This is a genomic window from Parachryseolinea silvisoli (assembly GCF_021190955.1).
GTDB classification, from domain to species: Bacteria; Bacteroidota; Bacteroidia; order Cytophagales; family Cyclobacteriaceae; genus Ohtaekwangia; species Ohtaekwangia silvisoli.
Genome location: NZ_JAIOAO010000004.1, coordinates 244,177 through 256,076, shown reverse-complemented (window position 1 = coordinate 256,076; position 11,900 = coordinate 244,177). Strand labels below are relative to the sequence as shown.

Genomic DNA, 11,900 nt, shown 5'->3' with positions numbered 1-11,900 from the left:
TTTTATCCGGGATGCAGAACCGAACACAATTCCATAACGACGGGGCCAAAATTTTCCAAAAAAAGAGCACCGCCGTTTCCAGCAGTGCCCAAAAGAAAGATAGCGGAAAAGTTTACTCCTTGACGAATGCACGCACGCGGCGAAGGCCACCTTCACCGGTTATTTGCAGGAAATACACACCCGGTTTAAGGGTTTCCACAGAGATCGCATAGTCGGCAAGCTCCTGCGGTGTTACAGTCTGTGACCACACAGGCTGCCCCAGGGTGTTGCGTATCGCCACCTGCACCGCGCCGCGCATTGATTCGTGCAGTTGCACGTGGACGGTGCGGCCGGCCGGTACAGGGTATACCCGCAACGATGCTGCCTCGCCGGAAGCAACGCCCGTAACACCATCCGTCACGCGCACTCGTACAGGAAGGCGTTTGATGGCACTGTTTTTCGAATTGCTGGTAATAAACGCTGTGTGCTCATATGTGCCAAGGGGCAGTTCCTCTGCGTTGATTTCCAACGTCACGAGCTGCTGCCCGCCGCTCGATACTTCACTGGCATGGCCCATCACATTCAACCAGGGCGCCGCCGGCGCAATGAGAATGCTGGTACTGTCGGCAGAGAAGCCACCATCAAAGGGACCTTTGATCACCAGGGCATCCGTGGCATCCGTGTTCTCCATGCCTACCGCCTGGTATCCGTCTGTGGGAATATCGAGGTAATGCAGCTCAATGCTGCCATCCGGATACAATACGATCTGGAAGGTGCTGGCGCGGGTCATATCGGGTACACCGATAAAGCTAAACGGCGGCACCTGTGTATACTGTACGGTAAACTTGTCGTCTTCGTCCAGGTAATGAATGCTGCCGCCGATCGACGGATCGAGGTCGTCCCAATGCGCAGCAATAAAATTATTTGGGGCCGCGGGATTCAACAGACTGTGGTCGAAAATAAAATCGCCGACAGCACCAAATGAAATAAATCCATCGGAAGCAATCTTCACCCGCTCGAACCGCTCGCCATAGAACGGAAAGAAAAACGGCAACACCATCGACATAGAATCGGTATCGCCAAGCTCCACCGCCGTGCCCCGGGCACGAATGTCATTCCAGCGGAATGTAGGCCCACCCGGGTGACGGCTGTCGATAAAGGTATAACCATGCTGGTCCGGACCGCCGTGGAAAGGCGTTGGCGCTTCAATGACGGGTGACGCCACCTCAAAACGCAGTGACGCCTCGCCCGTGTTGCCCAGGTCAAACGTAGGATAAGAACGTTCACCGGGTTTAAGCGTAACGACCAGTTCATCCTCCGACGTTGTCAACACCGGTGCGCCTTGCACTGAAAGCTGTACGGGGACCCCAACAGTAGACCGGTTCGGATCGTTATTAACCACCAGGAGCGTATCGCGATACACACCGCTCGTGGTGGCCGTTGCATCCAGCACCAACCCCAGGCTACGGGTTTCACCGGGCGGAATCGTATATACTGTTTCGTCGGTCACGATCCAACCGGCATGGTGTTTACGTTTGAACGATAGCTTCAGGGTACTCATGCCATCGTTGCCCACTACCAGTGACGGATAGGCACGCTCGCCCTCCACCAGGGAAGTTTCTACCCTTTCGGTAGTGGATACAATACGAGCCGGTTGCCGCACGTGCAACGCTGCTGCTACCGGAATTGCATCCGTAGTCGGATCAGTGTCCGACACAGTAATGGTAGCGGTATAATCACCGGTCTCCAGCGTTTTGGCATCCAGGTATACACGCGCTACAGCAATTTGTCCGGGCGCCAGACTTCCCGTGGCGGGCGTGATAGTCACCCACGGCGCAATACCCTGCGGCACTTCCAGCGCAAAGTGTGTAGTCTCTCCGCCGGGGTTGCTCATTTCAATGTATGTTGTATCGGACTCACGGTAGTCAACCGTGGAGGTCAGGGACTTCTGGTTTACCACCAACGCCCCGGAACCCGTTACCTGCACACGTGCCGGCAATGTCAGTTGGTCCACGTCGTTCGCGATATCCACGATAATATCCGCCAGGTACGCGCCCGGCAGCAGCCTGGTGGCATCGGCCACCGATGTCAGTGTAACCTCTGCACCGGGATTCAGCACACCACTCACCGGCGTAATTTTCAAAAATGCCGGCAGCGAATCAAAACCACCGTCATGAATGGAAACGTCGTCGATATAAATATGCCCTGTACCCTCGTTATGGGCCTGGAACGCGATAGCATTGATTGTGGATGTTATTCCCGCACCTTCATAGACCTTCGTCTGATTGATATATACTTCAAAAATCGACGTCGTATGATCGACCGCTATGGAAAGGGCAAAGTATCCTGACGGAAAAGTCGCATACAAGGGCATACGCGTCGTAAACTGTAGCTTCTCATTAAACACCTGCACGCTTTGCGTACCGTCGGCGCCAAAACGTATCGACGTAACCGGAATCCCCGAAGGGTATGCCAGCGGCATCACCTCGAAAGAACTTGTGCGGTCGTCGATCTGCAAGCGTACGCTACAGACCGACTTACTCCCCTTGCCTGTAGCAATATAGGGCGACAACAACGCCGCAGCCTGCTGCGAGCCGTCTGCTATAAACAACACATGATTCTTGCCACTGGCAGGTTTGGCTGCGGCAATCGTCCACTGCGGGTAGCCGAGCACCTGCCATTCCTCTTGTCCATTGATATTGCCCGGATAGAACCCTTCAAACGTCGTGGAATAATCGACCGGCCCTTCGGGAATCGGGCTAGCCTCCGCCGTCTCCGCCGCGGGTGGAATAGCGCTGCCTTGCCAGCCACGAACCGCCGGTAGCGCCCCCGCCGACAGGATCATCTTGCCGGCCCGTGCCGTCGCGCCCGCCATGGACGCCAGGCGCTTGCGTACATTCTTCACATGAATGGTATAGGGAAATGCCTGTGTGCCGTCGTTGCGCAGCACGACGTTGTCAGACACCGTCGTGCCTGCCGCCGTCGTCAGGACAACCGAATCGGAGACAAACGTAAACGCAGGTCCCTGTACATCCAATCCGATCGATACGATCGATTGACCCAGTATCGGCACGTTGGTCGCAATGCCCAGCGCACTTTCGTAATGGCCAGTGGCCAGGTCGTTGGCATTGATCTCCACCGAGACTTTCGCCGTGGCGCCCGGCGCTACGGTACCCTTCGCCGGCGTTGCCGCCAGATGAGTCGAGCCGGCCAACCAATGCAGCGAATTGCGCAGCAGCACGGGCACATCGCCCGTCCAGAATTCATTTAAAGAACCGCCCAACCCCACCGGCATGATGTTTAGCGCTACAACGTTCGGCTTAGCCGCCGCCATCCAGTCGCCGCTCAACCATTTGGCAATGCCCGTGGCGTTTTGTTCCAGCACCACTTCCTGCATGTCACCCGAGAATGTAATCGCTTCCACGCCTTCCAGGATCGGGTGGTTAGCAATAATCTTCTGCCCCATCGTTGCGTATGTACCATAGAACGTACTGGTCGCTTCGAATGGACCATAGTGCTCTGTCATAAACCGTCCACTCAACCCCGTGAGAAAATTCGCATCGCCGGTATATACGAACTGGTTTAGCAATACTTTACCACCGGCGTCCACATAGTCGGCAAGCAGATCACCAGCCTGTTGCGGGGTGATACCACTGTACCGCATCCATTCTTTATTGTTCATCACAAACACCACGTCATACCCCCGCATATCGGCCAGCGTGAGATCAACCAGGTGATCATGTACGTCCACTTGCAGCTCTGGGAAATCCGCGAGCAGGAACGGCACACCCGATCCGGAGGCATCAGGACACATAACCAGCACGCGTATCTTCTCCGAAGGCAAGCCTTTCTCCACGACTTCGTATGTCATCGGAGCACCGCCGGTATTGCTGATCGTTATTTCCCGCGTCGTTTTACCGCCTGTTGGCAAGGACGCCGTCAATGCTGTGGGTGTTACCGAAATCGCCGGCGCGACCACGCCTTCACCTGACAGGGCTACCATTATGACGGGGTTATCCGGATCGTCGGTATGCAACGTAAGTGTACCTGTCGATTTGCCGGTGGCTGTGGGATGGTAAAAAATCTTCATCTGCGCCACGCCGTAGTTGGACAGCCAATACGGCTGTTGCAACTGGGTGGTAAACGCGGGGTTGTCGACGCTGAGCTGGTCCAGCGTCAACATTTGCGTGCCGCCATTGCTGATATCCAATCGAAGCATCGCCTGCGCACCAACAGCTGTCGGACCAAAGTCGAGCGCGGTAGCGCTCACGATTAGAACCGCCTTCGTGTCAATGATCTTAAACAAGATCGGCAGGGTCATTGCGGGATTGCTGGGATCGTTGGAGCGAATGGTAAACATCTCGTCGATCGAGATCGGAGATTGCCGAAATGTCTTGAACGACAGCGTCACCAGATCCCGCTCGCCGGGAGCCACAACCCCCGTGCGTTTGGAAAATGTAAGGTGAAAAACTGACTCCAATTGGCCCAGCGTGCCATTGCTCCCGATCGTATATTCCAGCGGCCCCTCGCCGTAGTTGATGATATATACATCGCGTTGCACTTCGTCCGTCGGCTGCATCTCGACCATCAGGGGAATGGGATCCAGCCCGATGACCGGTGCCGCCACGGTCGTGCCACTGGCCACGTTGGACACTTCCGATCCATTGCCTGCAGGATCATATGCACGCAGCGCAAAGTAATACGTCGTCGTCGGTAGCAAATCGCGCAGTGTATAACTTTCCGTGATGCCCGCGGGGCTCGCTTTCGGCTGATTGGCCACGGGCGTAGCCTGATCGAAGTTGGCTACCGTGATAGGTGTTGTAGCATAGCGCAGATCGTAGCGGCTCACGGGCCGTGTGCCCCCGTCGCTGGGCGCAGTCCATGTCAATGTAATCGTAGCATTGGTTATGAAGGCAGCCTCCAGGTCGTTGACCGCCGCCGGTGCCACGTTGTCTTCCGCTTCGTCACGCAGCGCCAGGAAAGCATCGACTCGCCGGCCGAGCAATCCCGGATAGCTCGCATTGTCGGCATCAACATCTGTGGCAGTCGCCAGCAGCCGGGCGCGAAGCTGATCGGGTGTATACCCCGGCCCTCCAAACTTCGACACCACCAGCGCTGCTACACCCGACACGTGCGGACATGCCATCGACGTACCATCCGCGTATACATATTTTCCACCCGGGAACGTGCTCAACACACCTTGTTCCGCAATGTCAGTCTCGCCACCCGGTGCAGCAATGTCCACCCACGCACCATAGTTGGAATACCAGGCTTTGGTGTTCGTGTGCGTCAGACCCGACACCGACAGGGTGCGCTCGTAATATCCCGGGTAGACGCGGTCGGAGGTATCGTCGTTACCGGAAGCAAAGATGACGATGCCACCTTTCATCGGGCCCGTCTGCACACCGTTCTCGTCGGTACCGGCCTCTTCGATAAAATAATCGATCGCGTCCAGCACGACCTGCTCATAATAATCGGTGCGACCATAGCCCCAGCTGTTCTGCGAGATCACAGCGCCATTGTCGGCCGCATAGATATAGGTATTCTCAAAACCTCCGGAAATTTCCAGGTCGGGTGTCAGCTCTTTGAAAACAGCGCAGCTCATGATGCGTACGCCGTCACCTTTACCTGTACCGCCCGCCACACCGGCTACCCCAATACCGTTGTTGTTGGTGGCGGCTACTGTGCCGGCCACGTGCGTGCCATGCGGGTGAGCCTTCATGTTGCCGCGCGCATCGACAAAACTGTAGCCGTGAATATCGTCAACATAACCATTACCGTCGTCATCGACGTCATTGCCGGGGATCTCGCCGGCATTCACCCACATGTTGGCTTGCAGATCGGGGTGTGTATAGTCCACGCCGCCGTCGGTCAGTGCCACGATGACGTCGCGTTGACCGGCCTCGATGCCCCATGCCCGGAAGAGGTTAATGTCCACCCCTTCTTTGCCCTGGGTCTGGCCGTGATTGTTATAGTGCCACTGATAGTCGAGGTACGGATCGTTTGTTATACTGCCGGCCCCGCGTGCCTGCGCACCGCTGCTGTTGGCCTTGGGCACGAAGGGTTTATAACCACGCTTCTTGCCATCGCCCATCACCTTCTGCCGCACTGCTTCGACTTTTACCACACCGTCGACCGACCGGTACGATTCCAGTACCGACCCAAGCGACATTTTTTCATCTACCTGGATTTCATACCACAGGTGCAATCCGTGGCGACGGTGCTTTTGCTCAAATTTACCCGCTACCGGAAACACACGTTTCATTTTCCGCGCGCCAACACGCTGGTGGGCGGCATCGAACGACGCCATGCCCGTCTGCACGACATTCCCCGCGGTGACGCGCAGTCGCGCCGTCTCAAGCTGTCGCGCATACGCTTCGCTCACCCTGACCCGCACAATTCCCGGCACCGTCCCGGCACCGGCTTGCCCCGGCGGCTGCGCCATCGCGCACACTGCCAGGCATACTATCAATAAGAAGGAAAGGCCAAACCGCAGGCATATGCCACGGGCACACAAGTAAAAATACGTCATAGGATTAGGTTAATAAATAAACGAAATATGAGTTATTGTTTTAACGCTACCATAAACGGGGTCTTTCGCGAAGTGATCCTTACATACATCCGCCGGCCTGCCGCTAACTTGCTATACGGCCCCTCAAGGATACGTATACGAACGAAGGCACTTCCCTAAGCAGTATAAAAAATTATTTTCTAAAAAACAGACCGAACGGTATCCTCTTGTTACCGACGTCACCATCGTTTTTGGCATACAACACCGCCTTTTGCCTGAAGAAAGGAAAAAAAATCCAAATATGACAGTATTACTATAGGGAGAGCCTTTCCATATATACCTGGTCGGCGGTGACTATACTTACCATCGTTATCATGGTCCGCACGATGTCACTTTTTTCGAGACAGGCGACCTGCCATCGATCGCACTCAACGGACGGGCTGTAATTCCTTCCGGAATTGTGAAGCACTTTTGCCCGTTGCTTTTCGCAAGAACTTGTTGAGATGGCTCTCATCGGCGAAGCCGAGCTCGGCCGCGATCTCGTGCACGCGCAGGTCGCTGAAGCGCAGGCGCGATTCGATGTGCCGCCGGCGCAGGTTGGAAATATATTGCTGTAAGGTTTCCTGTGTCTTATTTTTGAAATAACGCCCCAGGTACGATCCGGATACGCCGAACTGTTTGCTGAGGTGTTCTGCCTTGAGCTTCTCCGGCTGGCATAGATTAGCCTGTACATAATGGAGCATATCCACGGCGCGCCCGTCGGTATCTTCGTGCACGGCGGCGGGTAAATACTTGGCGATGTTCCGGGCGACAATGACGATCAATGTATTCACCAACTTCTCAACGAGCTCGCGGTTATACAGGTCGCGGTTTACAAACTCGGCAATGATAGCCTCGGCCAGGCTCCGCACCAGCGGTTTGTCGGATAAGTTCTTTAGGATACAGCCGGGTTGATGATTGGCATTCTGCAAAATATATTCCAGCCGCCGGAGGTCGTCGGTGTGGAAGGACTTGGAGCGTATATAGTTATCGTTGAACCGGAGAAAGAAAAACTCCGTGGTGGCCTCGACATCAAACGAATGGCAGTCTTGTGGCGTAATCAGGAACATGTGGCCCGGCCGGTAGTAGAAGGTGCTTTTGTTGATACACTGCTTGCCTGTACCTGACATGATATATACCAGCTCGAAAAACAAATGGCGGTGGCCCGCGCTGGGCCCTTCGTCCAGCTTGCTAAAGGCCACTTCAAACGGTTCGTACAAAGTTTCGCGCTTCATGACGTAAAATTACCGAAAAAGGTATGAATAGTACCGAAATACCCATCAAAATCGGTAGAAATTTGCATTATTAAACATCACATAAGACATGAAAGCAATTATCCTAAAGGCTCCCGGCGGCATTGATCAGCTGCAGTATACCGAGCTTCCCCAGCCCGCAGTGGGCGAAAACGACGTCTTGATACAAGTAAAAGCCATCAGCCTCAACCCCGTAGACGTCAAGACCCGGGCAGGCAAGGGTGTATACGGTCGCCTGAAAGAGCTTACGCCCATCGTCATTGGTTGGGACATTGCCGGTATTGTCGCCGCCGCAGGCGCCAGCGTTACCACCTTCCGTCCTGGCGATGCCGTTTTTGGCATGGTGAACTTCCCTGGCCACGGTCAGGGGTACGCCGAATACGTTGCTGCTCCGGCACATCATCTCGCGCATAAACCCGCCAATATATCGTTTGAAGAAGCCGCGGCCGCCACGCTCGCGCCGCTCACAGCCTGGCAGGCCATGGCAAACCATCCGCAAGTGGGCCCGGGCAAACGTGTGCTCATTCACGCCGCCGCCGGTGGCGTAGGACACTTCGCCGTGCAGCTGGCCAAACACCGTGGCGCCCACGTGATCGGCACGTCGTCGGCCGCAAACAAAGACTTCGTCCTGGGACTCGGTGCAGACGAACACATCGACTACCGCGCACAGCCCTTTGAGCAAGTAGCGGGGTCGGTAGACTTCGTACTCGACACCCTCGGTGGCGACACCATCGATCGATCGTTGACCATCATCAACCGGAGTGGCGCCATCATTAGTATTGTCTCCGGCCTGAGCGAAGCCGTAGTACAGAAATCAAAAGACAAAGGTGTCGATGGTAGCTTCATGCTGGTACAATCCAACGGCGCGGACCTGGAGGCCATCGCCGCCCTGCTCGCCAAGGGTAGCCTCAAAGCGCACGTGTCACAAGTTTTCTCCTTCAGCGAAATGGGCGCCGCGCACCTGCACGTGGAGACAGGGCGCACAGTAGGCAAGATCGTCGTGAGAGTATAATTTATACCACCATACGATTTTATACACAAACAAAAAAAGCACGGCCTAAAAAAACCGTGCTTTTACTGAGAGCATATTAGTCGACGCCCAGTCCGCCAACCATCTCCAGTGCAACACCTTCGGGCTTGCCATCAATCAACGGCATCGCCTGACTGATCAGCGCGCGGGTTTCGGGCAGCGTGAGCGACTGGTCGTGATCTTCTTTGCTGTCCCAGATTTCCATGACATGAATAACATTCTCATCTTTCGGGTCGCGCCCGATGGCGTATACGCGTATGCCCTTCACAGCAGATACCTGCCGCGAGGCTTCCAGCAAAATGTCCGCGAGCTTTTCTGCCTGGCCCGGTTTCGCACGAAACTTGCCGGTCATACCATACTTGGTTGCAGTAGCATTGGTCTTTTCCATGGTCGTATTCTTTTGGTTCTTGGTCTGTGTTTTAAAAAATAGTCCCGTGCACACCACTGACGATGCGCACATGGTGATCAGAAAGATAGCAAGTTTCATGGCCTTGGGTGTTTGATGGACCAAAAGTAGGCCACCCGGTTGACAGCCGTATGTCAGCAGCTGTCGCCCGCCAAGCACATCTATGCAAAAAAAATTGCAACCGCCCTCCTGTCCACGGGATTGGACACTCTGCCGCCGCTGAACAGAGGCACGTTTTGCCGTTGTAGGCAAACTGCTACCTTGGTCCCTGAACACGACCAACCCAACGCCGGCCACGACCTGTTTGAGAATCCGTTTGGAATGTGGCGGTTTGAAAAGATTAGAGACTAATTCTTCCTTTTAAAATCAGTACCTCTTACGGATTCGCTAATACTCACTAATAGCGGACGGCATCACCGATGTCCAGATCATCGACCTGGAGTGGTTGACGATGTCTTCGGCCGTGCTGCCGTGCAGAAAGTGCGCCACGCCACGACGGCCGTGGGTGCCCAGGGCAATCATATCGGCTTCGATCTCATGGGCAAATTTTAAGATACCGGCTTCAGCATCCATGTCATGGTATATATTGACTGTATAATTCTCAAATCCCAAACGCTCCGCGAAAGCTTCGAGCCGTTCAAGAACGACAGCATCTTGCTCGGGATATAGGGGCGAATTGATCCAGACCATGTGCAGGTGTGTCTGGAAGAATTGTTGCAGGGCTTTGACCTTGTGGGCCAGCTCTTCCTGGAAGTCGTTTTCAAGCGTACAGGGGAACACAATGCGTTTCACCGGACCGTCGCATTTATCCTTGACGGTGATGACCGGTACGGCCGAGGTACGCACGACCTTCCCGGCATTGGAGCCCGCGAAGAACTCACGCAGGCCGCTGGCGCCGTGGGTGCCCATGATGATCAGGTCGCCGTCGGCAGCAGCCACATAGATGGGTATAATCTTGTGCATGGGGCCGAATCGGATCGCATGGATAACCCTGACGCTATCGGGCACGTCCGCCGTGAGCGTGCGCATTTCCAGCACGGCTTGCGCGCGCAGCTCTTTAAAGAGTCCGTCGTCATACGACAAAACTGCCGAATCTTGCAATACAGGTACTTCGATAACATGCAACAGGTGTACTTCACCGGCTGACTGTGCGGCTACGTCGACGGCAAACCGGAAGGCGTGTACGGCGGGTCCGGAAAAATCGCAGGGTACAATGATTCGTTTCATGATTGTTGTGTTTTCAAATCGTATATCAAAAGTAACAAGGCATAGAAACGCCGCAGCTGAAAGCCGTCAGGGTGCCAACTGATTTATATCAGCCTTGCGTAGAATCATTCCAACTTTTTGCCAACCCGGCGTGTCTGTTCAAGAGAAACCCCTACCGATGAAAAACCTATCAACGAGTACGCTTCTCGCGCTACTCCTGGCGCTGATTGGCTGCCAGCACGACGACGGCGAGAACCTGGAAAGTGTGCAGGGCTATCGCCCGCTGTATGGACAGGAAGCGGAAAGCCCGATCGTCATGCAGGAAGCGCGCGCCTTACAACGCCCCGGAAAAATATACCGCTACGGCGACTATCTGTTGATCAATGAATATAATGCCGGCATCCACGTTTTCGACAACAAAACACCCGAAAAACCCGCCCCCATCGGCTTTATCCGCATTCTCGGTAACCGCGAGCTGGCCGTGGGCCAGGATATACTATACGTCAACCACCTCGATAACCTGACGGCCCTTACCATTGACGATTTTAACAACGTTGTACAAATCAGCTCCAGGCCACTGGGATCACCGTACCACTATAGTGGAACTTCTAATATACCGCCGCCACCCCGTGGCTACTACTTTGAATGCATAGACCCCATGCAAGGATATGTCATCGGCTGGGAAGCTACTACCCTTCATAACCCCACCTGCTATGCGCCTAACTAACTACCCTGTTACCATACTTTTGCTGTTTGCCGGTTGTTTGGCTGCGTGCGACAATGATGGCTCCAGTGGAACAACACCCACCGGCGAAGGCGGCTCGATGGCGCGTTTTACGGTGCATGGCAACTACCTGTATACCGCCGTGGGCGAGGAGCTCACCGTTATCGACATCGTGCGCCGCGATACGCTTGACGCCGTATACACCCTTGCCATTCCAGCCGACATCGAAACGATCCATGCCCAAGGTGACTATCTCTACCTGGGTGCCCAAACCGGGATGCATATTTACTCCCTCGAAAATCCCGACCAACCCGCGTTCATTTTTAAGTACGAGCACATTCGTTCCTGCGACCCTGTGGTGGTACGCGGCAACCGGGCCTACGTTACCCTGCGCAGCGGGAATACCTGCGGTGGCAGCAGTAATAACCTGGAGGTGATCGACATCGACGATCCTCACCGGCCAAGGCTGCTAAAAGCCTATCCGCTCAAGGCGCCCCGTGGCCTGGCAGTCGACGGCTACCTGCTCTTTGTTTGCGACGAGTCCCTCAAGGTATTTGACGTGAGCTCTGACATCTATCCCCTGCTCCTAACCGAAGTAGAGATCGATCGCCCTTACGATGTTATTGCCAGTAATGGTCTGGCGACCGTTACCAGCGCGGAGGGCATTCTGCAGTACCGCTATCTCAACGGCCCGGAGCTTACCAAGGTCAGCACCATTGCCGTGGAACGACCTTAAACCGTACAATTGTATA

7 protein-coding genes are annotated in these 11,900 nt (G+C 55.0%); 3 read left to right on the top strand and 4 right to left on the bottom strand.

Annotated features, from left to right (window positions below; genetic code table 11):
• Nucleotides 1-112 precede the first annotated feature (112 nt).
• The gene (locus tag K7P01_RS24030) at nucleotides 113-6,511 is read right to left on the bottom strand and encodes a S8 family serine peptidase (protein ID WP_267297128.1); all 6,399 of its coding nucleotides are present in this window, start codon (nucleotides 6,509-6,511) and stop codon (nucleotides 113-115) included.
• A gap of 407 nt (nucleotides 6,512-6,918) precedes the next feature.
• Nucleotides 6,919-7,764: a helix-turn-helix domain-containing protein gene (locus K7P01_RS24025; RefSeq protein WP_267297127.1), complete on the bottom strand. Its 846-nt coding sequence runs from the start codon at nucleotides 7,762-7,764 to the stop codon at nucleotides 6,919-6,921.
• Between the two features lie 88 nt (nucleotides 7,765-7,852).
• Here K7P01_RS24025 and K7P01_RS24020 point away from each other — a divergent pair, with 88 nt between their 5' ends.
• A complete protein-coding gene (locus tag K7P01_RS24020) occupies nucleotides 7,853-8,794 on the top strand; it encodes an NADP-dependent oxidoreductase (protein ID WP_267297126.1) in 942 nt (313 codons plus the stop codon).
• A gap of 76 nt (nucleotides 8,795-8,870) precedes the next feature.
• Here the strand turns inward: K7P01_RS24020 and K7P01_RS24015 are convergent, their stop codons facing one another.
• Together K7P01_RS24015 and K7P01_RS24010 are read right to left on the bottom strand one after the other, a co-directional pair.
• The gene (locus tag K7P01_RS24015) at nucleotides 8,871-9,299 is read right to left on the bottom strand and encodes a putative quinol monooxygenase (RefSeq protein WP_267297125.1); all 429 of its coding nucleotides are present in this window, start codon (nucleotides 9,297-9,299) and stop codon (nucleotides 8,871-8,873) included.
• Between the two features lie 306 nt (nucleotides 9,300-9,605).
• Entirely contained in the window at nucleotides 9,606-10,445 is an 840-nt protein-coding gene (locus tag K7P01_RS24010) for a universal stress protein (RefSeq protein ID WP_267297124.1), read from the bottom strand.
• Nucleotides 10,446-10,602: 157 nt separating this feature from the next.
• Here K7P01_RS24010 and K7P01_RS24005 point away from each other — a divergent pair, with 157 nt between their 5' ends.
• On the top strand, nucleotides 10,603-11,151 hold the full coding sequence (locus K7P01_RS24005; RefSeq protein ID WP_267297123.1) for a hypothetical protein: 549 nt from the start codon (nucleotides 10,603-10,605) through the stop codon (nucleotides 11,149-11,151).
• Nucleotides 11,138-11,884 (top strand): LVIVD repeat-containing protein, encoded by a 747-nt coding sequence (locus K7P01_RS24000; protein ID WP_267297122.1) that lies wholly within the window; start codon nucleotides 11,138-11,140, stop codon nucleotides 11,882-11,884. The genes K7P01_RS24005 and K7P01_RS24000 overlap by 14 nt, the downstream gene beginning before the upstream one ends.
• Nucleotides 11,885-11,900: the final 16 nt, after the last annotated feature.

What these genes read in the sequence shown, in the direction of transcription:
- K7P01_RS24030 (WP_267297128.1), bottom strand. Translation starts at nt 6,511, where the DNA reads ATGACGTATTTTTACTTGTGTGCCCGTGGCATATGCCTGCGGTTTGGC.
- K7P01_RS24025 (WP_267297127.1), bottom strand. Translation starts at nt 7,764, where the DNA reads ATGAAGCGCGAAACTTTGTACGAACCGTTTGAAGTGGCCTTTAGCAAG.
- K7P01_RS24005 (WP_267297123.1), top strand. Translation starts at nt 10,603, where the DNA reads ATGAAAAACCTATCAACGAGTACGCTTCTCGCGCTACTCCTGGCGCTG.
- K7P01_RS24020 (WP_267297126.1), top strand. Translation starts at nt 7,853, where the DNA reads ATGAAAGCAATTATCCTAAAGGCTCCCGGCGGCATTGATCAGCTGCAG.
- K7P01_RS24000 (WP_267297122.1), top strand. Translation starts at nt 11,138, where the DNA reads ATGCGCCTAACTAACTACCCTGTTACCATACTTTTGCTGTTTGCCGGT.
- K7P01_RS24015 (WP_267297125.1), bottom strand. Translation starts at nt 9,299, where the DNA reads ATGAAACTTGCTATCTTTCTGATCACCATGTGCGCATCGTCAGTGGTG.
- K7P01_RS24010 (WP_267297124.1), bottom strand. Translation starts at nt 10,445, where the DNA reads ATGAAACGAATCATTGTACCCTGCGATTTTTCCGGACCCGCCGTACAC.